The sequence below is a fragment of the Cyanobacterium sp. genome (assembly GCF_054166785.1).
In genome coordinates, this window is the sequence record NZ_JBSZCP010000014.1 from 1 (window position 1) to 26,554 (window position 26,554).

General features: G+C 37.2%; 24 protein-coding genes and 1 tRNA gene. 14 read left to right on the plus strand and 11 right to left on the minus strand.

Translation table 11 applies throughout. The features are described from left to right. Positions 1-140: 140 nt before the first annotated feature. From ACXITR_RS01865 to ACXITR_RS01875, 3 genes are all read right to left on the minus strand, one after another. Entirely contained in the window at positions 141-296 is a 156-nt protein-coding gene (locus tag ACXITR_RS01865) for a lmo0937 family membrane protein (protein WP_457995535.1), read from the minus strand. Positions 297-334: 38 nt separating this feature from the next. Then, a complete protein-coding gene (locus ACXITR_RS01870) occupies positions 335-823 on the minus strand; it encodes a CsbD family protein (protein ID WP_457995536.1) in 489 nt (162 codons plus the stop codon). Positions 824-965: 142 nt separating this feature from the next. Further along, entirely contained in the window at positions 966-1,148 is a 183-nt protein-coding gene (locus tag ACXITR_RS01875; protein WP_457995537.1) for a CsbD family protein, read from the minus strand. Between the two features lie 691 nt (positions 1,149-1,839). Between ACXITR_RS01875 and ACXITR_RS01880 the strand changes: the two genes are divergently transcribed. The 4 genes from ACXITR_RS01880 to ACXITR_RS01895 all read left to right on the plus strand — a co-directional run bounded on the left by ACXITR_RS01880 (position 1,840) and on the right by ACXITR_RS01895 (position 6,703). Continuing rightward, complete coding sequence (locus tag ACXITR_RS01880; protein ID WP_457995538.1) at positions 1,840-2,946, plus strand: ABC transporter ATP-binding protein; 1,107 nt, start codon at positions 1,840-1,842, stop codon at positions 2,944-2,946. Positions 2,947-3,086: 140 nt separating this feature from the next. Beyond that, positions 3,087-4,361 (plus strand): ABC transporter substrate-binding protein, encoded by a 1,275-nt coding sequence (locus tag ACXITR_RS01885; protein ID WP_457995539.1) that lies wholly within the window; start codon positions 3,087-3,089, stop codon positions 4,359-4,361. Positions 4,362-4,770: 409 nt separating this feature from the next. After that, a complete protein-coding gene (locus tag ACXITR_RS01890) occupies positions 4,771-5,742 on the plus strand; it encodes a carbohydrate ABC transporter permease (RefSeq protein WP_457995540.1) in 972 nt (323 codons plus the stop codon). A 112-nt stretch (positions 5,743-5,854) separates the two neighbouring features. Next, the gene (locus ACXITR_RS01895) at positions 5,855-6,703 is read left to right on the plus strand and encodes a carbohydrate ABC transporter permease (protein ID WP_457995541.1); all 849 of its coding nucleotides are present in this window, start codon (positions 5,855-5,857) and stop codon (positions 6,701-6,703) included. 27 nt (positions 6,704-6,730) lie between these two features. Here ACXITR_RS01895 and ACXITR_RS01900 read toward each other — a convergent pair whose 3' ends face one another. After that, a complete protein-coding gene (locus ACXITR_RS01900; protein ID WP_457995542.1) occupies positions 6,731-7,141 on the minus strand; it encodes a type II toxin-antitoxin system VapC family toxin in 411 nt (136 codons plus the stop codon). Next, the gene (locus tag ACXITR_RS01905; RefSeq protein ID WP_457995543.1) at positions 7,131-7,358 is read right to left on the minus strand and encodes a hypothetical protein; all 228 of its coding nucleotides are present in this window, start codon (positions 7,356-7,358) and stop codon (positions 7,131-7,133) included. The genes ACXITR_RS01900 and ACXITR_RS01905 overlap by 11 nt, the downstream gene beginning before the upstream one ends. A gap of 182 nt (positions 7,359-7,540) precedes the next feature. Between ACXITR_RS01905 and pntA the strand changes: the two genes are divergently transcribed. The 7 genes from pntA (at position 7,541) to ACXITR_RS01940 (ending at position 15,560) form a co-directional block, all read left to right on the plus strand. Continuing rightward, entirely contained in the window at positions 7,541-9,136 is a 1,596-nt protein-coding gene (pntA, locus tag ACXITR_RS01910; protein ID WP_457995544.1) for a Re/Si-specific NAD(P)(+) transhydrogenase subunit alpha, read from the plus strand. Positions 9,137-9,142: 6 nt separating this feature from the next. Further along, a complete protein-coding gene (locus ACXITR_RS01915) occupies positions 9,143-9,454 on the plus strand; it encodes a nucleotidyltransferase family protein (RefSeq protein WP_457995545.1) in 312 nt (103 codons plus the stop codon). Next, positions 9,451-9,798, plus strand: a complete 348-nt coding sequence (locus ACXITR_RS01920) for a HepT-like ribonuclease domain-containing protein (RefSeq protein ID WP_457995546.1) — start codon at positions 9,451-9,453, stop codon at positions 9,796-9,798. The genes ACXITR_RS01915 and ACXITR_RS01920 overlap by 4 nt, the downstream gene beginning before the upstream one ends. Before the next feature lie 87 nt (positions 9,799-9,885). Then, a complete protein-coding gene (gene pntB / locus ACXITR_RS01925) occupies positions 9,886-11,313 on the plus strand; it encodes a Re/Si-specific NAD(P)(+) transhydrogenase subunit beta (RefSeq protein WP_457995547.1) in 1,428 nt (475 codons plus the stop codon). Positions 11,314-11,377: 64 nt separating this feature from the next. Then, on the plus strand, positions 11,378-13,063 hold the full coding sequence (locus ACXITR_RS01930) for an ABC transporter permease (protein ID WP_457995558.1): 1,686 nt from the start codon (positions 11,378-11,380) through the stop codon (positions 13,061-13,063). Positions 13,064-13,242: 179 nt separating this feature from the next. Then, complete coding sequence (locus tag ACXITR_RS01935) at positions 13,243-14,301, plus strand: Fe(3+) ABC transporter substrate-binding protein (protein ID WP_457995548.1); 1,059 nt, start codon at positions 13,243-13,245, stop codon at positions 14,299-14,301. Positions 14,302-14,498: 197 nt separating this feature from the next. After that, positions 14,499-15,560 (plus strand): ABC transporter ATP-binding protein, encoded by a 1,062-nt coding sequence (locus ACXITR_RS01940; RefSeq protein ID WP_457995549.1) that lies wholly within the window; start codon positions 14,499-14,501, stop codon positions 15,558-15,560. Positions 15,561-15,642: 82 nt separating this feature from the next. Here ACXITR_RS01940 and ACXITR_RS01945 read toward each other — a convergent pair whose 3' ends face one another. Further along, complete coding sequence (locus ACXITR_RS01945; RefSeq protein ID WP_457995550.1) at positions 15,643-18,423, minus strand: cyclic nucleotide-binding domain-containing protein; 2,781 nt, start codon at positions 18,421-18,423, stop codon at positions 15,643-15,645. Positions 18,424-18,618: 195 nt separating this feature from the next. Here ACXITR_RS01945 and ACXITR_RS01950 point away from each other — a divergent pair. Continuing rightward, a tRNA-Ser gene (locus ACXITR_RS01950) sits at positions 18,619-18,703 on the plus strand. A 238-nt stretch (positions 18,704-18,941) separates the two neighbouring features. Beyond that, a complete protein-coding gene (locus tag ACXITR_RS01955) occupies positions 18,942-19,598 on the plus strand; it encodes a 7-carboxy-7-deazaguanine synthase QueE (RefSeq protein WP_457995551.1) in 657 nt (218 codons plus the stop codon). A 91-nt stretch (positions 19,599-19,689) separates the two neighbouring features. On the opposite strand, the gene ACXITR_RS01960 is transcribed toward ACXITR_RS01955, so the two are convergent. Then, the gene (locus ACXITR_RS01960) at positions 19,690-20,955 is read right to left on the minus strand and encodes a sensor histidine kinase (RefSeq protein ID WP_457995552.1); all 1,266 of its coding nucleotides are present in this window, start codon (positions 20,953-20,955) and stop codon (positions 19,690-19,692) included. Between the two features lie 338 nt (positions 20,956-21,293). Here ACXITR_RS01960 and ACXITR_RS01965 point away from each other — a divergent pair, with 338 nt between their 5' ends. Beyond that, positions 21,294-23,594 carry an MASE1 domain-containing protein gene (locus tag ACXITR_RS01965; RefSeq protein ID WP_457995553.1) on the plus strand — a complete coding sequence of 767 codons (2,301 nt, stop codon included), beginning with the start codon at positions 21,294-21,296 and terminating at the stop codon, positions 23,592-23,594. A 21-nt stretch (positions 23,595-23,615) separates the two neighbouring features. On the opposite strand, the gene ACXITR_RS01970 is transcribed toward ACXITR_RS01965, so the two are convergent. The 4 genes from ACXITR_RS01970 to ACXITR_RS01985 form a co-directional block, all read right to left on the minus strand. Next, positions 23,616-24,194 (minus strand): D-glycero-alpha-D-manno-heptose-1,7-bisphosphate 7-phosphatase, encoded by a 579-nt coding sequence (locus ACXITR_RS01970; RefSeq protein WP_457995554.1) that lies wholly within the window; start codon positions 24,192-24,194, stop codon positions 23,616-23,618. Positions 24,195-24,438: 244 nt separating this feature from the next. After that, a complete protein-coding gene (locus tag ACXITR_RS01975; RefSeq protein WP_457995555.1) occupies positions 24,439-25,401 on the minus strand; it encodes a glycosyltransferase family 9 protein in 963 nt (320 codons plus the stop codon). Between the two features lie 90 nt (positions 25,402-25,491). Next, positions 25,492-25,968 (minus strand): pantetheine-phosphate adenylyltransferase, encoded by a 477-nt coding sequence (gene coaD / locus ACXITR_RS01980; protein WP_457995556.1) that lies wholly within the window; start codon positions 25,966-25,968, stop codon positions 25,492-25,494. A gap of 214 nt (positions 25,969-26,182) precedes the next feature. Continuing rightward, the gene (locus tag ACXITR_RS01985; protein ID WP_457995557.1) at positions 26,183-26,521 is read right to left on the minus strand and encodes a thioredoxin family protein; all 339 of its coding nucleotides are present in this window, start codon (positions 26,519-26,521) and stop codon (positions 26,183-26,185) included. Positions 26,522-26,554 lie beyond the last annotated feature (33 nt).

Sequence of the window (26,554 nt, forward strand, 5' to 3'; positions counted from 1 at the left end):
CCGTAGGGCATACGGGAACATACGCTTGGGGAGATTTTCCCTCTTGGGCGATTGGTGTAAACCTGTCGTCTAACGGCGAGTCCGTGAACCAAGAATCCCCCACTATAGCGACGTAAGGAACTTAGTGGTGGGAGTGTCAATTAAGGTATTCTTCTTCCTGTTAGGAGGTTATAGAAAACTCCAATAAGGGCTAGTACCAATAATAGATGTATTAAACTCCCTCCAACTTGAACGGAGAATCCCAAAATCCAAAGGATTATTAAAACACCAACCACAGTCCAAATAAGATTGATCATATTCTTATATTTGATTTGTTAAATAAATAATTTAGTATTTAGTTGAAAATGTCTTGAACGTTATCTTTTATATCCTCAATAAAGTTCTGACCATCACTTTGTACTTGTTTGGCCTTGCCCATAATTTGATCTTGAGGGCTATCGGTGATTTTGCCTTTTAACTCTTGAGCTTTACCTTCTGAGTCTTTGGCTGCGGCTTTAGCTCTGCCACTCAATCCTGCATTATCTTTGATGTCTTGTCCTGCATTCATTACATCGGCTTGGGCTTGTTTAGCTTTGCCCGCAATTTGATCTTGAGGGCTATCGCTGATTTTGCCTTTTAACTCTTGGACTTTACCTTCAATATTCTTGTTAATGGCATCTCCTCGATTCATGGCAATTTCAACACTAGATTGATTTGTGGATTCAGTTAGGGTAGTTGCAACGGCACTTTGGGAAGGAAATAAACCAACACCAACAAATATAACTAATACGATACTCAAACCAATTCTTAACAAAACACTAGACCATTGTTTTAATAAATTCATATTACACTCCATTACAAAATATTAGATTTCAAAAGTCATTTTAATTAATTCCCTCATCAATAATTAAGTTAAAAAAGATCTTAACTTAATCAAAGAGTTGGGTTTTATTTTATGGACTATATTTTTTTAGATTAAGTGACTATTAATCAATTACATCTTTAGCCTTATCTTTCACACTTTCTCCAGCATTTTTAACTTTTGCTTCCACTTGTTTTGCTTTTCCTTTGGCTTCTGTTTCTGGGTCACCAGTTACATTTCCCATGGCTTCTTGAGCTTTTCCTTCAATATTTTTAGCAGTTGCTTTAGCTTTATCTTTAAGTCCCATAATAGGCTCCTATTTTAGTATTTTATTTTATAATCACAAAATGAAATTAATTAAATCAATTTGTGTGTGTCCTCATTATAGTTGTTTATTTTCATAACGGCTAATACTTAAAAAATAAGTAAAAAAATTAGCTATAAAGTAAATTTACTCGAAATAAATCTAAAAAATAGAAAAATTAATGCAAATTTCTAAAACAAATAAACCCTATACCTCTTGTTGAATAAAGAACTTAAACTATATAAAATCATTTAAGTACTTGGTTTTAGGTAAAATTGTGAATAGTAATTACCGTAAAAAATAAATACTTACGTATTACACTTAAAATAAGCTCTTGAAACAAGACTAATTAAGGTTTTAAGTTAAATAAAACAGAATAAATGTTTTTAATATTTTATTATTTATAATATTCAGTAATTCTCAAAAAAAAGATACAAATAAATATTATTCTTGTTTTATATAGAAAAATGTGTAATAATACATCGTCAAAATATAACATAAGTGAAATATTGGTAACAAATCTTTATTTTAAAATAAAGAAAATAGTCGTAAAGCGATATTTATTTAATATCTATTCCTTGATTTTGAGTTAGGTAAAAAGCCGAAAAAGAAGTCATTGGCATAATCGTAAAATTTGCATAGATGAAAAAATCAGGTTATTCTGGAAATAGGAAGTAGTAATCTACAATTCAAAATGGCGAGTATAACTTTTGAAAATGTCAGTAAACAGTTTGATAATTTTACTGCGGTTAAAAATCTAAATTTAAGTATTGATGATGGCGAATTTTTGGTATTTGTAGGGCCTTCAGGATGTGGAAAAACAACCTCCCTGCGTCTTTTAGCGGGGCTAGAAACCATTACATCGGGGCATCTCTATTTGGACGATCGCATGGTGAACAAGTTACCACCGAAAGAGCGTAATATTGCCATGGTGTTTCAATCCTACGCCCTCTATCCTCACCTGAGCGTATATGAGAATATGGCGTTTAGCTTACAGCTACAGGGTAAAAGTAAAAGTGCTATTCAAAGAAGAGTTGAAACCGCAGCGGATCAATTGGGCATTGCCCATTTACTCAAACGTAAGCCCAAAGAGCTTTCTGGAGGACAGAGGCAGAGGGTAGCAGTGGGAAGGGCGATCGTTCGTGAGCCTTCAGTCTTTTTAATGGATGAACCATTATCCAACCTAGATGCAAAATTAAGGGTTCAAGCAAGGACAGAAATCGCTAAATTACATAGTAAACTGCAAACTACCTTCGTTTACGTCACCCACGATCAAGTAGAAGCCATGACCATGGGAACAAGGATTGCCGTCATGAATGATGGTATTCTCCAACAAATCGATAGCCCAGAAAATCTTTATAATCATCCTCAAAATGTATTTGTCGCTGGATTCATTGGTAGTCCGGCGATGAATTTTTTTAGGGTAAATTTGATTAGAAAAGAAGCTCAGTTATTTTTAGAAAACGAAGATTTTTCCCTGCCCATCCCTGAATCTTTGATGGCAAAATATGAGCAATATCCCCAAAAAGAATATATATTCGGTATTCGCCCTGAAAGTATTCATGATCCTCAATATGAAGTATCTGATATTATTCCTGAGCCTGTGAAAGCACAAGTGACAGTTAGGGAGATGATGGGTAATGAAGTTATTCTCTATCTAAATACCATGGGTGGCGAGGAGTTTGTGGCAAGGGTTGATCCGCGATCGCCCTTAAAAGCAGGAGACAAAGTTAATCTCACTTTTGATATGACTCATATTCATTTATTTGACATCGAAACTGAGGTTAATATCACCCTTTGAGGGAACGGGGAACAGTCGATATTACACAATCCGTAATATATTCTTTCAAAAATTATTTTATAAAAACTCTAAACTAAGTTCCCCCCTTATTAAGGGGGGCTAGGGGGGATCTAAACACTATACAATGACAAAAAAATGTTATGAAAATCTCGAAAATAACTCAGAAAATAATCATTTTTCTAAGTTTAATCTGCCTAACCGTTGCCTGTACAATCAACGGAGATGATCGACCCCCAGAGGTACGACTAATGGGAGTAATCATCGGTGAACAACAAGAACGACTACAAAAAGCCCTCGAACCCTTTGAGCAGGAAACAGGTATTAACGTAGTCTATGAAGGTACCGATGCCTTTGCAACCCTCCTTCCCATCCGTGTAGATGGTGGTAATCCCCCTGATATAGCCATGTTTCCCCAACCCGGTTTAATGAGGGACTTTGCCAGAGAAGGAGAATTAATACCCCTTGAGACTTTCATGTCCTTAGATGATTTGATTGATGCCTATGGGGAAGATTGGGTGAGTTTGGGGGAAGTTGATGGTAATGTATATGGTTTGTGGTATCGTGCCTCGGTGAAAAGTCTGGTATGGTATCCCCCCGCTAGTTTCGCCGAACATGGTTACTCCATCCCCGAAACATGGGATGAAATGATCGCCCTCTCCGATCAAATTGTGGCCGAGGGAAAAAGACCATGGTGTTTAGGTATTGAAAGCGGTGACGCTACGGGGTGGGTTGGTACTGATTGGGTAGAAGACATTTTATTACGCAGTATCGGTGCCGAAGAGTATGATCAATGGGTAGATAACGAAATACCATTCAATGATCCTAGGGTAAAAGAAGCCTTTGAAAAATTCGGCGAAATAGCCCTCCATAACGAGTATGTGAGAGGGGGTAGAGTTGGGGTATTAAGTACCCCCTTTGGCGATTCCGTTAACCCCATGTTTGAAAATCCGCCCCGTTGTTATCTTCACCGTCAGGCAAACTTTATCGCTTCCTTTTTCCCCAGTGATGTGACATTAGGAGAAGACGTGGCAATTTTTCCTTTACCCCCCATTAATCCCGAACAGGGGCAACCCATTCTTGTGGCGGGGGATGCTTTTGCCATGTTCAATGATACCCCCGAAGCTAGGCAGTTGATGGAATATTTAGCATCTAAAGTTCCCCATGAGGTGTGGGCGAGTTTAGGGGGTTTTATTAGTCCTCATCAAGAGGTGAGCTTGGATGTCTATCCTGATGAGCTTACCCGTCAGGTGGCGGAGATTTTGCAATCTGCTGATGTGGTGCGTTTTGATGGTTCGGACATGATGCCGGGGGCGGTGGGTACTGGTACTTTTTGGACTGGTATGGTGGACTATCTCGGCGGTGCTGATTTAGAGGAGGTGTTGGACTACATCGAGAATAGTTTTCCAGAGATTTAGATCCCCCCCTGCCCCCCTTAATAAGGGGGGAGAAATTTAGTAAGTAATCTCAGTTTCGGATCCAAAGGCAAGAGATCATAATTGTCAATTGTTACCCTCCTTAATCAAAAAAGACTAATCCCAACTCAGGTTAAGCAATAAAATTAGTAATTTTACAAAAAGAAAATAATGCAATTTTAATTATTAAAAGTTTCTCTTGTAAACAATCGCATTTACATTATAAAAAGTCTTATGGTTACAGTAAATCTAAATCGGTTTAATTACTTTTATAAATTATTTCTATGTCATAGTTAGAGCTTTTTATATACTTTTCCTCCCTTATTAAGGGGGGTTAGGGGGGATCATATTCTGACACCATAAATTCCCTATTCCCAACCTTTACTAAAAATTTTATTCATTTTAACTACCTATGCTACAACGATTATTCACTGTTATTGTTGCAATCCTCCTCGGTTGTGGGGGAGTTATTGCCATATTCTATGCCCTTAATTATGCGGTCAATTTACTACCGCAAAAGTGGCGATCGCCCGTACTGCCATGGGTCTATTTAGCCCCTGCTATTTTCGTATTGGGAGGTTTTTTGGTCATACCTACCATCAACACTCTTTACCTCAGTTTTTTCGATAGAAGGTCAGAAAATTTTGTATTCTTGGATAACTACATTTTTTCCTTTACCGATAGAACAATGTTAATTGCCTTTCGCAATAATATTCTTTGGTTGGTATTGGTAACGGGGGTGAGTGTTGGTTTAGGTTTAGTGTTGGCGGTGTTAATGGACAAAGTCAAGTATGAAAAATGGACTAAGGCTTTAATCTTTTTACCCATGGCAATTTCCTTCGTGGGTGCGAGTATCATTTGGCGTTTTATCTATGCCTATCGCCCCGCTGATGAGCCTCAAATTGGCTTATTAAATGCGATTATCACTTCTTTGGGATTCGAGCCAATTGGTTGGTTAGTAGAACAAAGTGTTAATAATTTTGCCCTCATTGCCATTATGATTTGGTTACAAACGGGGTTTGCCTTAGTAATTTTATCGGCGGCAGTGAAAGGTATTCCCAATGATGTCATTGAGGCGGCCAAGATGGATGGTGCCAATGAGTGGCAGATTTTTTGGAAAATAACTGTACCGATGATTAGTTCTACTATTACGGTGGTGGCTACTACGGTGGTGATTTTGGTGCTGAAGGTTTTTGACATCGTTTTTGTGATGACAGGGGGTAACCAAGGCACAGAGGTAATCGCTAGTCGCATGATCAAGGAAACCTATAACTATCGTAATGTGGGGGTGGGAAGTGCGATCGCCGTTATCCTTTTACTCGCCATTATTCCTGTGATGGTAACGAATATTAAACGATTCCAAGAGCAAGAAAGACTCAGGTAATTAATGGAGAATTGATAATTGAGAATTGATAATAATAAAACTATTCCCCATTCCCCTATTTATCAACACCTAACTATTAGCTATCATGAAAAGAAGAAAGAAAAAAACAAAAATGCAAAAATTTTGGGAAAAAACTCCCGTTCATATTACCCTAGTGATAATTTCCCTCATTTGGACATTACCCAGTATCGGCTTATTGATTAGCTCTTTTCGCTATCAAGATGACCTATTGAGGACAGGTTGGTGGACAGTCTTTCAACACCCCTTCGACTTTACCCAATATCATTTGGGTAACTATATCACCGTATTAACCGCCGAGGGTATGGGAGACGCTTTTTTAAATAGTTTAACTATCTCTATCCCTGCTACTATAATCCCCATTGCGATCGCCGCTTTTGCAGCCTATGCCTTCGCTTGGATGAAATTTCCCGGGCGACAACTACTATTTATCATCGTCGTTGCTTTATTAGTAGTACCCTTACAAATGACTCTCATTCCCATTCTCAATGCCTATCGGATATTTGGCATATCAGGCTCATTTCTGGGAGTATGGTTAGCCCACACCGCCTATGGGATGCCCTTAGGTATTTATCTACTGAGAAACTATATCGGTGCATTACCCAAAGACTTAATCGAAGCGGCAGCGGTGGATGGTGCTTCCCATCTTAAAATTTTTACCAAGATCATTGTACCTCTTTCAACCCCGGCGATCGCATCTTTTGCGGTATTCCAATTTCTCTGGGTATGGAATGACTTATTAGTTGCCCTTGTATATTTAGGAGGGACTCCTGACGTTGCCCCCGTTACCATCCAACTAACCAATATGATAGGTTCTCGTGGTCAAGATTGGCACATTCTCACCGCAGGAGCATTTATCAGTATGATTATTCCTTTACTGGTATTCTTTGCTCTACAAAAATACTTCGTCAGAGGTTTGTTGGCAGGTTCAGTCAAATCTTAATAATGTTTTAGATCGCTTTATTATCGATTAATTCAATAGTAAAGCATTAAAACCAGCTTGAATAAAATGACGATCAGAAGTTAAAGCATCTTTCAAATTGTGTTCATCCATAACCGAAAAAGAAATACAATCAATTAATCCCCATTGTTTATCTTGACGGGATTCAAACAACTTTAAACCTGTACTAAATATTTCTGAACTTATGTTAATTACCATTATATTTTCAGTGGTGTAACATTGTTTAATGAAGCTAACCACTTTAGGACGATCAAAAGCACTAAGAGCATTTCCCACTTCCATTAAAATAGCCTCTGTCGTCAATATTGTTTGGGCTTTTCTCACCAAAGGCAATAGTTTTAATGCTGATTGGTGGTATTGATCATGACAATTTAAAATGGCTTGAATAAATGCAGTATCAAGAAATATTTTATTCATCATCAATTTTATTTTTCGGTGTACCATAAAGATAGTGAGCGTGTTCTTCTGACCAATCTTCAGGCGCTTCAATAATTCCAGCCATTTCTTCCAAGGTATCCCAAGCATTTGATTTTTTTCTAACTTCTATGGTTGTCAAAATCATCTGTGCGATCGCCTCTTGCTCTGATTCTGACAACTTAGATACTTTATCAATTACGTCTTCAAGTTGTTTGATCATTCTTTATTATTGAATTAATACTAACTATCTTAATAAACATAGCAATCCATCTATCTTAATATTTTTCAACACTTCAAAAAACTTAATCTAATTTACCTCGATTCCTAAGATAAGTTTAAATTAATCCTCAAAGTCGAAAAATTACCATAAGATGCAAATTAACGTCTTATTTGGGAGCAAACATGACAGCAACACTAGCAGAAAACAAAGAAGCTGACGACAAAAAAACTTCTTTGAAAATAGCCATTCCCAGAGAAATTTATCCGAATGAATGTCGAGTTTCAGCCACCCCCGACACCGCCCAAAAATTGCAAAAACTAGGTTTTGAGGTCTTAATTGAAACAGGGGCAGGGGAAAGAGCCAATTTTGACGATCGCCTTTATACCTCTGTAGGGTGTAAAATAATCGAAAATAGAGAACAACTATGGCAAGAGGGAGATATAATCCTCAAAGTGCGTCCCCCCGAAGCCGAAGAAGTGGAATTATTAACCGAAGATAAAACCCTCATCAGCTTTATCTACCCTGCCCAAAATCCCGACTTATTGGCACAATTAGCTGAAAAAAAAGCCACGGTATTCGCCATGGATGCAGTGCCTCGTATTAGTAGGGCTCAAAAATTGGATGCCCTCTCTAGTATGGCAAACATCGCTGGTTATCGTGCCGTCATCGAAGCCGCCAACAATTTCGGTAGATTTTTCACTGGGCAAATCACCGCCGCAGGAAAAGTCCCCCCCGCCAAAGTCTTGGTAATTGGGGCAGGGGTAGCAGGATTGGCCGCCATTGGTGCTGCCAAAAGTCTTGGGGCGATAGTTCGGGCTTTTGATACCCGCTTGGTGGTAAAAGAGCAAATCGAGAGCCTTGGGGGAGAATTTTTGGAGTTAGAATTTGCCGAAGATGGCTCAGGGGAAGGGGGTTACGCCAAAACCATGAGCAAGGAATTTATAGACGCAGAAATGGCTTTATTTGCCGAACAAGCGGAGGAAGTCGATATAATTATTACCACTGCCCTTATCCCGGGAAAACCTGCTCCTAAATTGATTACCGAGGAGATGGTGAAAACCATGCGCCAAGGTTCGGTGATTGTGGATTTGGCTGCCCAACAGGGGGGAAATTGTGAGGTGACAAAACCCGATGAGGTGTATCAATATCATGGGGTGACAATCATCGGTTTAACGGATTTACCCAGTCGCATGGCGAGTCAATCTAGTCAGTTGTATGGTACGAATTTATGGCATCTGCTTAAGGATATGGGGGGTAATGATAAATTTACCGTCAACCTTGAGGATGAAGTAATTCGAGGTGCGTTAGTTGCCCATCAAGGGGATGTTACTTTTCCACCACCCAAAATTGCTCAACCTTCCCCTGCCACTTCAGTTAAATCTGAAGCAAAAATTGTCACCTCAGAAGATAAAACAAGTAAGTCTGGTAAAGGTGGTTTATTATGGGCGATTTTAGCAATCTTGGCTTTAGTGGGTATTGGTATCGGGGCGCCAACGTCTTTCCTATCCCATTTCACGGTGTTTATTTTGGCTTGTTTTGTGGGTTGGCAGGTGATTTGGAATGTTGCCCCTGCTTTGCATACTCCTTTGATGAGTGTTACAAATGCCATTAGTGGCATCATTATTATCGGTGGTATGTTACAGATTTCTGGAGATATTTCTTCCCCTACTACTATTCTAGGGGCGATCGCAATTTTGGTGGGTACGATTAATATCTGCGGAGGATTTTTAGTGACTCAAAGAATGCTCAAAATGTTTAGAAGAATTGATAATGGATAATTGATAATGGTTAACTCAACAGAAAAATTAACTAATTTACAAGCAAAAATTAGGGAAATAAAAAAGGAAATAGAAGATAAATATCAAATCGAAGAATTAGGTTTATTTGGCTCTTATGTAAGGGGAGAAGAAACTGAAGACAGTGATATTGATATTATCGTTAACTTCCATTCTGATCATAATATTGGCTTGTTTAAATATTGTGAATTACAAAATTTGTTGAGTGAAAAACTGGGTAAAAAAGTAGATTTAGTTATGAAAGATTCTCTTAAAATCCATATAGGTAAATACATTTTAGATGAGGTTATTTATCTATGAAAAGAGAATTAAAAGACTATATCCTTGATATTCTCAATGCCATAAATAGTGTTGAAATGTTTACGAAGGGATGTGATTTTGATTCTTTTAGTAAGGATGAAAAAACTAAATTTGCGGTGATGTATGCCATTCAAATTATCGGCGAAGCTAGTAACAAAATACCTGTAGATGTACAAAATAAGTATCCTCAAATTCCTTGGAAAAATGTTAGAGGAATGCGTAATTTAATTGTCCATGAGTATTTTGGCGTTAATCTGCTTGTTATTTGGAACACCATCAAAAATGATTTACCTTCTTTAAAACCTGTTATAGAAGATATGCTCGAAGATTCAACTACCTATTAATAAGGGGCTTAAGCCCCTTGCATAAACCCATAGCCTCTTAAATCAAATAGTTAACTGAATTAAACACACAAAACACATTGTAAAAATATGAACTCGAATTTAATCACAGTCGCCTATATTGGTGCTAGCGCCTTATTTATCCTCAGCCTAGCAGGATTATCTCAACAGGAAACCGCTAGAAAAGGTAATATATATGGTATTGCAGGAATGGCGATCGCATTTATCGCCACAGCATTTAGTCAACAAGTAAATAACTATAGCTTGCTCATCGGTGCCATCATCCCCGCCGTTATCATCGGGGCAGTGTTAGCCTCACGGGTAGCCATGACATCCATGCCCGAATTAGTAGCTATCCTCCATAGTTTCGTCGGTTTAGCCGCCGTCTTGGTAGGAGTAGGCAACTATTTACAACCCGAAACAGGATTACTCCCTGCTGAAGAATTTATCCATCAAATCGAAATTTATATAGGAGTATTCATCGGCGCGGTGACATTTACAGGCTCAATTATTGCCTTTGGAAAATTACGAGCTATCATTAGCTCAAAACCCCTGATGTTACCAGCTAGGCACTTTCTCAACCTTGGGATGTTGGGGGCGACGGTTTACCTCGGTTATAACTTCCTGAATACCGAAACAGGATTACAACCCCTTCTCATCATGACAGGGATTGCTTGTTTACTGGGTATGCACCTTGTGGCAGGAATTGGGGGTGCAGATATGCCCGTAGTAATTTCTATGCTCAACAGTTACTCTGGATGGGCTGCGGCTGCGGCTGGTTTTATGCTCAATAATGACTTGTTAATTATTACGGGGGCATTAGTGGGTAGTAGTGGTGCAATTCTTAGTTATATCATGTGTAAAGCGATGAATCGCTCTTTTATCAGTGTGATTCTCGGTGGCTTTGGGGAAGGTAATAAAAAAGCTGTTTCTGGAGAAAAACAAGAAGTAGGGGAAGCGGTGGCAACCAACATTGATGAGGTGGCGGATATGTTAGTCGAAGCCAAAAGCGTCATTATTACCCCTGGTTATGGCATGGCAGTAGCCCAAGCCCAGCATGGAGTTTCGGAAATTACTAAAATTCTTAAAAGTCGTAAGGTAAATGTGCGTTTTGGGATTCATCCCGTGGCAGGGCGTTTACCCGGACACATGAATGTATTATTGGCTGAGGCGAATGTATCCTATGACATCGTTTTAGAAATGGATGAGATTAACGAAGATTTCCCTGAAACTGATTTAGTATTGGTGATTGGGGCTAATGATACTGTTAATCCTAGCGCATTGGAAGACCCTAATAGTGCGATCGCAGGTATGCCCATCTTAGAAGTTTGGAAAGCTCAAAATTGCGTAGTGATGAAGCGTAGTTTAGCCACAGGTTACGCAGGGGTGGATAATCCTTTATTTTATAAAGAAAATACAAAAATGCTCTTTGGTGATGCCAAGGTGAACGTTGATTCTTTATTGGTTGCCCTACGGGAAAAAACTGCGAAGAAAGGAAAGGTTTTAACTTCTGCCTAGAATTGATTTGATTTTCAATTATAAAATTAACTATAATATTGAGAATGATTATCTATAGTTGATGATGTTGGAAAGAGAGGCAAGGGTAGGGTATTTGGTTCAATTTTCTAAGATGTGGCATCGCTTACCGATTTTTCTTTGGTATGTCACTCTGTTGGGGGTGGCAGTTTTAATTAGTGTACCCATTTTGACTGTCTCTTTCAGCATTTTTGGTGATAACAGAGAAATCTGGCAACACTTGATAGAAACGGTTTTATCTTCCTACATTATTAATTCCTTTGTTTTGATGATGGGGGTGGCGGTGGGAGTGCTAATCATTGGGGTGGGTTGTGCTTGGTTGGTGACGATGACGGACTTTTGGGGGGTGAAATGGTTGGAGTGTTTTCTTTTGATGCCCCTTGCTTCTCCTGCTTATCTTTTGGGTTACGCCTATACAAATCTTTTTAGTTTTTTTGGTCCGATACAAATTTGGTTGCGAAATATTTTTGATTGGCAAACCGTTAATGATTATTGGTTCCCTGAATTACGAGGGATGCCTGGGGCGATCGCCATGTTAATCTTAGTTTTGTATCCCTATGTTTATCTATTAGCTAGGGTTGCTTTTTTAGAACAGTCTATATGTACCATAGAAGCCTGTCGCTCTTTGGGTAATAATCCTTGGCAAAGTTTTTTTAAAGTTGGTTTACCCCTTGCTCGTCCAGCTATCATGGCAGGATTAGCCCTTGCATTGATGGAAGCCCTCAACGATTTTGGCACGGTGCAATATTTTGGAGTAAATACTTTTACGACGGGTATATATCGCACTTGGATTGGTATGGGGGAAAGACAAGCTGCCGCCCAGTTATCCCTTCTTCTTATGGGTTTTATTGTATTCTTAATTTTCCTCGAAAGATGGTCTAGGGCAAAGGCTAAATTTTATCAGGGGGGGGCTAACGACAAATTGCCTCGTTATCAGTTGGGCTGGAGCAGAGGTAGTTTAGCTTTTCTATCCTGTGCTTTACCCGTGGCTTTTGGTTTTATTATCCCCACAGTCTATTTATTTCACCTTACCATCACAAATATTGATGTCACTCTTAATGATCAATTTTGGACATTAACCCGTAATAGTTTTATTTTAGCAGTGGTTTCTGCTCTAATAGCCATTGCGATCGCCCTTATCATGGCATACGGCGAAAGATTAATCCCCTCATTCACCATCAAAACATCCATCCGCATCGCTTCCTTGGGCTATGCCATACCTGGCTCTGTAATTGCCGTGGGTATCCTTATTCCCATGGGAGGTTTAGATAATATTATTGACCAAATCATGATGAGCCAGTTTAACATTTCCACAGGATTAATTTTCAGCGGTACCGTTATTGCCCTTGTTTATGGGTATCTAGTGCGCTTTTTAGCCGTCTCCTTTCACACCATCGAATCTAGTTTAGGCAAAATAAAACCAAATCTTGATGATGCTTCCCGTAGTTTAGGATTAGGAACATTACAAACCCTTTTCAAAGTTCATTTACCCCTCATGTGGGGTGGAATTTTTACCGCCATTATGCTGGTATTTGTAGATGTGATGAAAGAGTTACCCGCCACCTTGGTTATGCGCCCTTTCAACTTCGACACCCTAGCTATCCGAGTTTTTCAATATGCCTCCGACGAAAGATTAATAGAAGCATCAGCGCCCGCCCTCGCTATCATTATCGCAGGAGTGATACCAGTAATTATTCTTAGTTATCGTATCGCCGTATCTCGTCAAAGGTAACTTATTGACACATACAAAAATACCTCAACATTAGATATTAATAAGGCTTGACAGTCCCTTTTGATCATAAGTAAATATTTACTACCTCAAATTAGTTGATAATTAATATCAATATAGCTATTATATGATGTATATTAAACAATAATAATTTTTATTTAGTTCTTGCCAAAAGAAAAGAAATGACAAATCTTAGTAGAAGAAAGTTTTTAGGAGCAAGTGCCGCTGCGACCATCGCTACCATTTCCCTTCGTGAGTTAGTAAAAGCAGGGGAAGCCTCCGCCCAAGGACAACAAATCAACCTGTATTCATCTCGTCACTACAACACTGACCAAAGACTTTATACAGACTTTGAACGATTAACAGGAATCCGTGTCAACTTGGTGGAAGGTAATGGTGATGAATTATTTGAGAGAATCAGAAGCGAGGGTGCTAACAGCCCCGCAGACATTTTTATGACCGTAAATGCGGCAAATCTTTGGCGAGCGCAACAGGCTGGGTTATTTCGTCCTGTAAACTCTAGTACCCTTAGAAACCTTATTCCTGAGTATCTCAGAGATCCGGGGAACAACTGGTTTGCTTTTAGTAAACGAGCTAGGGTTATTATGTATAACAAAGCAAATGTTAATCCTAGGGAGCTTTCTACCTACCAAGATTTGGCAAACCCTAAATGGAAAGGACGTTTGATTATGCGTACTTCCAACCATGTTTATAATCAATCTCTTACGGCTGGAATGATCGCTAATTTTGGAGCTGATACTACGGAAAATTGGTGTCGTGGACTGGTGAGTAACTTTTTACGTCCGCCCCAAGGCAATGATCGAGCTCAGATTGAGGCGGTGGCTTCTGGGGTTGCCCATGTGACTTGTGCTAATACTTATTATTTAGGCAGTTATGAAGCATCGGATGATCCTAATCTCAGGGCAGTTTTAGATCAGGTGGGGGTATTTTTCCCTGACCAAGATGGCCCAGGTGCTCATATTAATATCAGTGGTGCTGGGGTTCTCAGGAATGCTCCTAACCGTGCAGGGGCGATCGCCTTTTTAGAGTATTTACTAAGTGCGCCTGCTCAAAACTATTTTGCGAAGGGTAATACTGAATATCCTGTGGTGGAAGGTGTCGCCATTGCTCCTTTATTACAGAGACTAGGAACATTTAAAGAAGATACCAGTGGAGTATTTAAACATGGACCTAATTCCGCTGCAGCTATCAGAATAATGGATCGTGCTGGTTGGGCATAGATAAGACTATTTCGTGGTTGGAGCATCTTTGGCAAGGGGTTAAAACCCCTTGTTTCGTTAATTCAAAAATCAGGATTGCCCAAAATAAATTAAGAAAATTTAGCAATAAATGATACATTTAAGTTATATTTATAACTGTTGAGAAGTATTCTTATCTAAATCCGTACAGTTTAGCTAAAGTTTTTATTAATAAGATCATGTCCGAGTCAGTCATTCTAAAAGTCAGTGAAGTCAGCAAACAGTTTAATCCTAACCAAGCTCCTGCGGTTAACAAGGTAAGTTTCGAGTTGAGCAAGGGAGAATTACTAGGATTGTTGGGCCCTTCTGGTTGCGGAAAAACAACTTTGTTGAGAATGATTGCGGGTTTTGAGAGACCTAATGGTGGTCGCATTGAGTTAGCTGGACAGGTAGTCAGTGGTGATGGTTTTTGGGTTGTGCCAGAAAAAAGACGAACTGGCATGGTTTTCCAAGATTATGCCCTTTTTCCCCATCTTACGGTAGCTGATAATATTGCCTTTGGCTTAAAGAGTAAAAAGCCCCGTGTTAGCCATGGTGATATAAAAAAAAGGGTGACAGAAATTTTAAATTTAGTGGGTTTGGGGGGATTAGAAAAACGTTATCCCCATGAGCTATCTGGGGGGCAACAACAACGTATTGCTTTAGCAAGGGCGATCGCACCTCAGCCAGAATTAATTTTATTAGATGAGCCTTTAAGTAATCTGGATGTACAGGTAAGGGAAAGGTTACGCCATGAAATTCGTACTATTCTTAAGAGTACCAATACCGCTGCTATTTTTGTTACCCATGACCAAGAAGAAGCAATGGCGATCGCAGATACCATAGGGGTAATGCAAGGGGGTAATTTAGAACAACTAGACACCCCAGAAAATCTTTACATTCAACCCCAGTCAAGATTTGTCGCTGAATTTGTAACCCAAGCCAATTTTGTGGAAGCAAAAAGAGAAAAAGATAATATTTGGAGTACCGAATTAGGGCAATTAGAATTAAATATTTCCGCCAGTTGTGACATCGGAGAGTTAATGTTTCGCCAAGAAGATGTTATGCTATCTCCCGATGAACAAAGCCCAACGGTAGTCCAAGAAAGAGAGTTTTTGGGCAGAGAATATCGCTACTGCTTACAAACCCCTTCAGGAAAAAGAGTTCACGCTCGAACCAACGCTTCTACCCAACTCCCCGTAGGAACAAAAGTTAAGTTAAACATTTCCCCCGAAGGCGCTCGAATTTTCCCCGCAGCCTAGTAAATAAATTCAAACCCCGTCAGTTTAGAAAAATAATGGTGGGAATAAAATCATGGTAAGTAATTCCCCCCCAACCATAAAATTAATTAAAAATTTGTTTTAAACGACTGGTTTCTAACTCTAGGATACGACGAGAAAATTCGTGATCTTCTTCCAAAATTTCATCAAAAGTATCCACTGCAATGGCTAATATTGTTGTGGGTGTGGTTTTAGCAACAATTTTTCCTGACTGTTTTTCATGGGATAAAACCTCTAATTCATCCAAAATTTGCCCCGGAATTAAACTAGAAATAATTGAATTATCACCATTCCCAGAGGGTTTAATGATTTCCACTTGCCCTTCCATTAACAACAATAATTCACGACAGGTATCACCTTCATCGGAAATGATTTCATTTTCTTGATAATGTTTAAAGTAAGATAGTTCAGCCAATTTAATTAAAGTATTGCTACTAATACCATCAAAAAATTCTGCATTACCTAAAATAATTATTTTGTGCAAAACTTCTGATTCTGATAGCTTAATTTCGTCACTTTCTATCAAAGTTTTCGCAATTTCTTTTCCTAAAAAATGATGTTTTTCTGTTAATAAATGTTGAGCCTCTACCTTCGCAATATTTAAATCAATTTGTGCCAAAATATAAACACTAATAGCCTGAATAATAGGATTAGACTCTACTACTAAATCTCGGAAATGGGAAATAATTTTACTTTCGTCTATATCTAAAGCACAACTCACATTACTTTTAGGGGTTGTGAGAATGGATAAAACATTATGGGGTAATCTTTGATGCCAATTCGCATCGGGATTTTTTAAAACATCAGGTAATACACTAGGGGATAAATTACCTAAATTTTGGGCTATATTTTCATTGATAGAGTTATCATCATTGGTTTCAATAATTTCTAATAACGCTCTGATTAATAGCCTTTTTTTCTGGGTTACTGCTTTTCTGAGGAGTTTTAACTCTTCTCCTTGGGGTAAAAAGCGAGGTTGGTTGAGAGAGTGATAACGTTCGATTAAATATTCTAGTTGTGCCAAAATATGCTCTGATTTTCCTTGTACATCTGAGTCATGGTGTAAGCCTTGTAAAATTTCCTCTTCTTCATCATAGGTAATACAATACTCTTGCTTGAGTTTGCGTATATCTTGGGAATTGCTTTCGAGTAACTCTTCGATAGATTGCTTTTGCTGTAACGATAACATTCTTTCTAAGGCTTTACGATAACCCGTTAGACGCACGGAATTTTCGAGGGAATGTACTTTAGATACATCCAATAAGGAGGGATCTTCTACTCCTAATTCTATTAAAATATTACGGTGTTCATCATCGCTAATGCTTAATTCCCATCGCATCTGAGATAACATTTCTAAGCTACTGACGGTATTGACATATCCTTCCTCTAAAGACTCTTTGAGGACGTTTTTATAAACTTCTTGTCTTTTATTTTTGGTAAATTCAGGTAATACTTTGGCTAATACATAGACTTCGTCGGTGTTTAAGTTTTCGAGGGATTTATCTTCTACAAAGCGACTGATATTTAAACCTAGTTTTTTTAGTTGTTTTCGTAAACGGCTGGTTAAACTTTCTTTGTTGTAGGTTTGAGGTGTTTTATACCATGTTTTATATAACCAAATGGAGCTTAAAAATACTAAGGAAAAATCCCATACATATTGAATTTCTATAGGTAATAATGTTAACCAAGACCTACCTGCAAATATGAAAAAAAAGTCAAAAATAATAAAGGTTACTAGGGTAAAAATGCGGTGCCTAATTATCTCTTGAGAAAATTGGTGATGATATTTTTTATTAACAATTTTTTCGGTAGTTTTTCCTAGGTAAATACTGATAATGGTAAATGAGCCTAAAGTAAGGGGTACTGCGATAATTTTAGGGATATTGATGGGTTGACCAAAAATATAAAACCCAGGGGCAAAAAGAGTTCCTAATTGATTTTGTTCATAAGCCCAAATACCTGAAAAATAATACTCCCAATTACCTGCATAGAGATAATAATATAAGAAATAACCGATTACTAACCCAAAGTATCCATAGTATAATATGGTGCGATCGCCCTTAATAATCCCATCCCAATAACTCCTTTCCGAATCAATATCAATACAAGGACTTTGACAGGCAACACAGGCACTTTTTTCCTCACTATTTTCCACAATACGACACATGGACTGGGTTATTTTATTATCATCCATATGGGCTTTACTACCTAATAAAGCATTAGGCTCAGCATAAATTTTTTGTACTGGTGCCATGGGACAAAAATAATTACACCATGATTTTCCACCATAATAATAACCTACAAAAATTGCCACAAAAATAGTAAATAATAACCAAATTGCCAGCGCTAATCGGTCAGCATTAATAAATAAAATTCGAGAACATAAACCGACAAAAAACCAGCCCATTTGTACATATAAAAAATTACGTCCTAACCATGAATCTTGTTCCACCCTAGGAATTTGAAAACGTACCGAGCCACTTTTACTAACAGTTTTAATCTTTCTTTGCCAACCTAATGCCCTAGGTATCTGAGAAAGAAAAGAGAGAGGACAAATACGACGCCATAATTCATGACCAAAAATTAGTAACATAAATATGGAACTAGGTACGATAATGCCCCAAAAAATGGGCGCCCCCAAATAATAAAAATCTTTTTCCAGACATTGCCCTTGCACTAAAATACATCTACCTACATCCACCCTCAAAAAACTATCTACATTATCAGGAGCCGTGATGATGGGGGAAATGGGATCATAAAATAAGGATAATATTAATATGAGCCATCCTACGGTTAAAACCCACCTAACGGAGTGCATGGTTGTTTCTTTAGTTTGATTAAACATAGGCAATTGATTTTCTAAAATATTTTTTGATGAATATTTCCTAAATTTTTGGCAATTACTGTTTACGGTGTGTTTTTATCCACTTTAGCTACATTGCCTTTAGTCTATCACAAATAGTTTTTTTATTGACAAAAAGCTATAGCAAAAACATATCATAAAGTAGGGTCAACTGTGTTATAATATTCTTTCAGCACTGGAAAGGTGGCAGAGTGGTCGATCGCGCTCGACTTGAAATCGAGTGACTGGCAACAGTCCGTGGGTTCAAATCCCACCCTTTCCGTTTTTTCCTCAGCAAGTCTTCAAATATTCCTGTAATTCATTCATAACAGGTTAACATCGTTAAAAAGTAAGATTGGTTTTTATTTTAGTCAATTGATTTTATTCATTCTCCTATCCTTAGACATTAAAATTGTTTTACTTTTTTTATTTCTTACTATAAATATGTCAGAAAACTTTATTTAAGAACGGTTAAAATATTTTCCCTAAGTTATTAATACTTAAAAACAATAATTACAAAAATGGTAATAAACACTATTAACGAAAAAGAAGAAAAAAAAACTACAGTAACCAATAATTTGTTGTGTGAATATCCCATTGTTGAAACCTTCCATTCCATTCAAGGAGAAGGCTTTCATGCTGGGGTAAATGCCTTTTTTATTCGCCTTGCTGGTTGTGATGTTTTTTGTCCTTGGTGTGACCAAAAAGAAACTTGGTCTATGAAAAAATATCCCTTAGTTTCAGTAAAAGAGATAGTTAACCAAGTAGAAACAATTAACACAAATACTATCATTATTACGGGAGGAGAACCCCTATTACATGACCTAAATCCTTTAACAAAAGAGTTAAGAAAAATAGGGAAAAATATTCATTTAGAAACCTCTGGGGCTCATCCTTTTTCAGGGATTTTTGATTGGGTAACATTTTCTCCAAAACCTTACAAACAACCCCACGAAACTATCTATAATCATGCTAGTGAGTTAAAGGTTGTCATTGCTGAAGAAAAGGATTTTATTTGGGCTTTGTCCGAAGGGGAAAAGGTTTCTTCCCACACTCTTAAATATTTACAACCTGAGTGGAATACTCCCCAGACTCAAAAATTAATTTTTGAACATATTAAAGATAATCCTTCGTGGCGTTTAAGTTTACAAACCCATAAATATTTAGGTGTTAGGTAATAGTCAAAAAGTTGAACTTTTAGGGTGATGTACTCTACCATCGATTAGTGTTTTTTAAAACGATTTTAATTTTGATGTTTTTTTAATAAAACTATGGTGCTATGGGAATAAATAAAGAAAAAGTAGTGCCATTTAGTTCTTGATTTTTTATCCAAAAAGAAGGGCTAAAAATTTCTATGTCAATGGACATTTTATCGCATAATTCTTTAACAATAGCTAATCCTAAACCCGTGCCTTCAATCTCACCTTCTTCTTGTACTCCACGGTAATGACGTTCAAATATATGTTTTTGGTCTTCTGGGGGGATACCATAACCTGTATCACTAATTTCTACTACTATTTTTCTGCCTTTTGGGGTAGATTTTTGTTTTACTATTTCTAAGCAGATTTTACCGCCTTCGGGGGTATATTTCACGGCGTTGTCTAATAAGTTATTTAATACTTCTGTTAAGGCTTTAGGGTTACTAGAAATGGGAGGTAAATCATCATCAATATCACTCATAAAAGTAATATTTTTATCTTGGGCAATGGAATCGATACCCGTAATTAAGGGTTTAATTAATTGTTTTAAATCGACTTTTTCTAATTTTTGAATGTTTTCGGTTAAAAAGAAGCTAGTAGATTGACTTTGTTCTAGGTTAAAGTTAGCACTATTACTCACTACCTTCCAATCTTCGCTAAAATCTTGGATGAGGTCCCGAAGGCGATCGCCCTCTCGTACAATACTTTGTGCTATATTATAATTATTATCATCCCCTGTTAAACGTTTAATCAATAACTTTCCAAAGGTACGAATAGCCGTTAAAGGATTACGCAATTGATGGAAAAAATCATCAAGATGATCATTCTGTAACTTTTGTAACTGTTGATAACGCTTTAATTGTTCCTCAGAAACCTGTTGTTTTTGGTCTAAAAGCCTTGCAAAAGTGATAGTGTGAGCCACTTCCTGCACCTGTAAAACCTCCTGTTTACGCCAAGGTTTTGTACCCCTATTAGTAGCTAATAAACCCACCATAGAATCATCATGGATTAAAGGTAAAAGTAATTGATAAGGAGAAGCTGAATCAGGAACATAATTGATTATTTTACTTAAACTAGGTTCCCTTTCTTCCATCAAATCAAACTCAAAATCCGTACCTTCTTCCGACTCAGGTAACAACAATAAATTACTATCATTATCACCACTAGAAAAAGGATAAACTATGACAGGAATTAACTTTGGTTCATCACTTTTAACCCTTTCGGTAAGATAAATGGCACTTTCTTGCACTGCCAAATTTTGAGCCAATAAAATCAGCTGAGATTGACATAAACTAATAAACTCCTCGCTGACAAAAACCTCTTCATATTCAGCCATAATTATTTAACCGATAAAATTTTAAATCCCTAACAAAATTAGCAATACAATCTTGAATAAGTAGGGGCTACAAAATAAACTAAAAAAAAGTAAAAAATTAATAAATAATTAACAATGGATAATTAATAATAAAAAAATTGTCTATTTTTGCTCCCCAAACCTTAACCTACAAACCTTTGATTTTTAAATTTTGAGGATTATTTCTTGATAAATAAACTAAAACTACCCCACAAATAACATTTTAACCCGATTAGGTGTTGATAACCGAATCAAAAGTCCATCATAATTGTAATTAAAAGCCAAAAATATTCTCGTTTTTCCCATCCTTCTTACTTGCCATGAATTTTTTTCTCTCCACCCTCAAAAAATATGACTTTAATCCCCTTCATGTGCCTTGGTGGAAACAAGTAGTAGTGGCACTTAGCTATTTCATAACGGCGTTAATATCTATTACTTTTACCACTTATCCCAATACAGGTTCAACCCCCATTTGGATAGCTGGGGGAGTTGCAGTGGGATTGATTTTTATTTGGGGCTATTCTCTTTGGTTAGGAGTCTTTGCGGGGGTGTTAATAACCCAAGTGACTATTTATCAGGGATGGGAAAATTTTAGCAGTTTTATTCTTATCCTGTGTCTAACCACCGTGACGGCATCGGGAAAAGTATTTGCCAGTCTTTGTAGTGAATCGAAAAATCAAAGCATTTCTGGCAACTCAGACAATCGCTATTTTCTCCATAGTGTTAAAAATACAGCTCGATTTATTATTTTTGGTTGTTTTATCAGTCATTTACCCGTAGGAATAATTTGTGCATTTTTAGTCTGTGCATTCGTTAAAGCCCCCTGGAGTTTATTTCCGCAAATTGCCATCACATGGTGGTTGAGTGACAGTTTTGGGATTTTGATTTTTACTCCATTAATTGTCGCATGGCAAAAACAAATTAATACTTTTATTAAGCTGATTCAGAGGGAATTTGTTCATGGAATCATTATTGTCATACTGGTTTTTGTAATTAATCAGACCATCAACACTAATTATAATGTGCAATATTTATATATTCCTCTGGTGGTATGGGCAGTTTTTAAATTTCAAGAATTAGGAGCAAGTTTAATTGTACTCGTAATTACCCTTAACTTAGTGTTGGCAACCACTGCACAAACTACCACATTTGCTATGGAATCAACGAGGGATTCTTTAATATTATTACAATCTTTTATTGCTTCTATGTCGATAACAACCTTAGTTTTAGGAGCCGTTTTGAATGATAATAAATATCAAAAAAAAGAATTAACAAAATTAAATAAAAATTTATTAGAAAAAAATGAATTATTGCAAGAGTTAAACCACCAAAAAGATTTACAAAGTAAAGCAAAGGAAGAAATATTAACAGAATATAATAGACTATTAAACAAGCAGTTATCTTTAGTTCGAGCGAAGGAGGAAGCAGAAAATTTAACGAAACAGAAAAGCCAGTTTTTTGCAAGTCTCAGCAATGATTTTCGCCACCCTATTAATGGTTTATTAGAAGTCACAGAAACTTTAGCCCATACCCCGTTAACCTCTTTACAGTATGAATATGTTAGAACTATTCAGCAAACAAGTTCAACTTTGTTAACAGCCGTTAATGATATTTTTAATTTTTCTTCCATTGAGGTAGGTAATTTTAATTTGGAGGAGGAGAAGTTAAGCATTGAAGATATTATTAAGTCTGTTCATATTTTATATCTCCAACAGGCTCAAAAAAAGCAGGTTAACATTTCCTTTTTTGTACAAGAAGATTTACCATATTTTATGGGGGATGCTTCTCGTATTCGTCAGATATTATTAAATATATTGGGCAATGTTTTTAATTATCGAAATAGTTCGATTTTTATAGATGTGCAAGAGTCAAAGTTTTTTACAGACAATAATCTTTTAAATATAGATAAAAGTTTTGTTCTTTTTACCATTAAAATTAATCAAAATTATGATCAAGAAGGGGTTAAGGGCGATCCTGAAGGGATCTGCTACGCAGCACGCACTGATGATATATTAAAGATATTTGAAGGTATAGAAAAATCATTGGATAGTCAAAAGTTAGAGCTATTTATTGCCACCAAATTAATTGATGCCATGGGGGGTAGTATCTGGATAGAAAGTGACGGAAAAGTAGAAGGAAATCCTCCCCCAAAATGGAGTTTATCATCATCATCATCACATCCAACTATTTATTTCACCCTACAACTAGCACCCATAGGCATTAAGGAAAATGAACCAACATCCCCCCATAACCCCGATGAGTCATCCCTATTAAGAGTATTGGTAGCCGAGGATAATCCTATTAATCAAAAAATTATATTTTATTATCTCAAAAAACTAGGATACGAAGCCCAATTTGTAACCAATGGATCAGAAGTCTTAGAAAAAGTAAAACAACAAAAATATGACGTTATTTTTATGGATATAGAAATGCCCGTTATGGATGGTATTTCAACGGTAGAAATATTACGGAAACAATATGATAAAAATCACTATATTGTTGCCCTTAACCATTTTATTGATGAGAAAAAAGAAGAATTAATGTCCCTAGGTTTTAATAACTGTATTAATAAACCAATTCAGTTTGAAGAAGTGGAAAAAATACTCAATGAATTAACTTAAAATACTTCTCATCGCCCACGATTAACACTGCAAAATCCAATCCACTGCCTCGCTTAAATCCGAAGCAATATAATCAGGGTAGGTTTTGTGTTGATATTCCCCTTCCACAACTTTTGTACCATAACCCGTCGTAACAAGAATACCCGTTAACCCAGCATTATGGGCTAAATCTATATCTGTCGCCTTATCCCCCACCATAAAACTACCCTTCAAATCTAAATCATACTCCCATGCCGCTGCCACTAACATTCCTGTATTCGGTTTACGCCATGTACCCCAATAGGTAAAGTCAGCTTTAACCCCTCCCGCATGGGGGCTAAGATAAGGGCAATAATAAAGGGCATCTAGTTTGGCTTTCCCCTCCTGCCATAATAATTTTTCCAATCTTTGGTGTAATGCCTTCACATGACTATCGCCATAATAACCCCTCGCAGGGCCAGACTGATTAGACACTAAACAGCAAAAAAAGTCACTGTCATTAATTTTTTTAACCGCTTTGGCAACATTGGGTATTAATTGCAAATCCTCTACATTATGTATATACCCTGCCTCCACATTCAAGACACCATCACGATCTAAAAAAACTGCTTTTTTTGCCACAATTACAACCTTTATTTTTACTGAAAACTAATTTAATTTGATTTTTATGTAGGTTTTTGACTTATCTTTTGTAGTCCAATTTGAGTTAATTGATAATAGAAGTTAGTAGAAGGAACTTATATTCAAAAAACCCTAGGCTAGTTTTCAATCTAAGGTTATTCGATTTATGTTATTTCCATTTTACAGTTAATCATTTTGGTGGGCAATGCCCACCCTACATAAACAATGTTTTTGTCAATTATTTTTACCCTTGCCACATTTTTTCTAAAATATGGTCGGTGGATATATCCGCAATATTTTTACTGAGGGATTGAAGCCCAATAAATTGGTCACTATTTGGGGGTAATAATTTATCTGCTTGGGTTGGTCCAAATAATGCAATGGTATAAGTACCAACGGCTACGGATAAGTGCATGGGGGCGCTATCGGTACATAGCATTAGGTTTGCCCCTGCAATGAAGGCGGATAGTTTACCTATGTCTGGGGGGCTAATTACCTTAAGATTGTTACATAATTGTAACATTTCCGCTATCCATTCTTGGTCGTCAGGTCCGTTGAGAAGAACTATGGGTAGATTGGGTTGTTTTCTTTGTACGTCTTCCACAATTCTTTGCCATTTGGGCACGGGGTAAATTTTATCGATACCTTTGGTTTTGGCGAGCGCACTGGAACCTCCATGGATGAGGATATAACCAGATTCTTTGATGTCGAGGCGTTGTTGCTCTGACTCTGCCCATTCAATGTCTTCTTTGGGTACGTTAATAGACACAGGGGGGCAAGGTTGATTTATGTTTAACCCATGGACTAAGTCATGGTACATATGGGCTGCATATTGTTGGGTTTTGAGTTCCACTGGATTGTTAATAAACCAAGACTTGGAACTTTTGTAGCCTACACGGGTAGGAATGCCGTCAAGCCATAGGAGAAAGCCCACTGCCCAATTTTGTCCGAGGGTGAGGGCAACTTCGTATTCCCTATCTCTGATGATACCGAGGAGGTTTAAGTAGTCGGCTAATCCATTTTTATCTTTATAGTCAAATACTAAAACTTCTTTGACGTGGGGACAAACACGATAGGCATTTTTTGACCTAGGTTCTACTATTACATCAATAATTGCTTTGGGGTATTGATCTTTAATACTTTTTAGGGTAGGAAAAAATAAAATTTGGTCTCCGATGCCACCGGGGACAAGAGCTAAAATGCGCATTGTAATAATAAAATAAATTAACTATCTATATGAGCTTAATTTTAAAGTATCCGTTGACCATAGCTGTTATGTTTTGTAAAAAATCTTCGGTTACTTTTGTAATGCTTTGTAAATATCAAGGGCGATCGCCCCTGGTACAAGATGATCAATTTTACCGCCAAATCGAGCAATTTCCTTCACCACACTACTACTAACAAAGCTATGCTCGGTATTCGTCGCCAAAAAAACCGTCTCCACATTCTGGGCTAAAGTCTTATTAATATGAGCCATTTGTAACTCCTGCTCAAAATCTGACAACACCCTCAAACCCCTTAATAATACCCCTGCCTGTTTTAACTTGGCATATTCCACCGTCAAACCAGAAAAAGTATCCACCTCCACATTAGCAATATCTTCGGTACAAAGAGCAATTTGTTTTACCCTTGTCTCCAAACTAAATAAAGGTTTTTTATTAGGATTCTCCAATACCGCTACGATTATACGCTCAAATAAAACACTACCCCGCTGTATCAAATCTAAATGTCCGAGGGTAATAGGATCAAAACTACCAGGGTATATTGCAATCATATTATATGGGGAATGGGCAAAAGGCAATGGTCACTATATTTTAGATATTAATAAATAGCTATCTATCCATAAAATGGCTGATTTCACCATTAAGTAACACTTAAGAATTCACAGAAAGAGGAGAAAAAAATTGTAAATCGATCAATTGAGAATGATCAGAACAAAATTCATTGAAGTTTAATTGTCCATTATCAATTGTCAATTGTCAACTTGCCTAGGCGGTTTTGTGCATCAGATTTAGCATCACATCATTGACAGTTTTATATAAATGCTCTCGATTGTGGAAACTTTCCAAACGCTCAATTATTTCCCCTCGGTGCATCAAAATTAGGGTAGGTAAACTACTAAGACTGTAACTATTTGCCAAACGCAAATTTTGATCAGCATTAACACTAACTATTTTTAACTCCGTATCCCATTCCGACTGAAGGCGATTAAGAATGGGCTGAAGCATAGTACATAAACCACACCAAGGCGCCCAAAAATTAATTAAAACCATTTCAGAAGATTGTAAAACTTCTTTGTCAAAAGATTCTTGAGTGACAGAGATCATATTAATTTATTTCTAATAGTTTAAAAATTTATA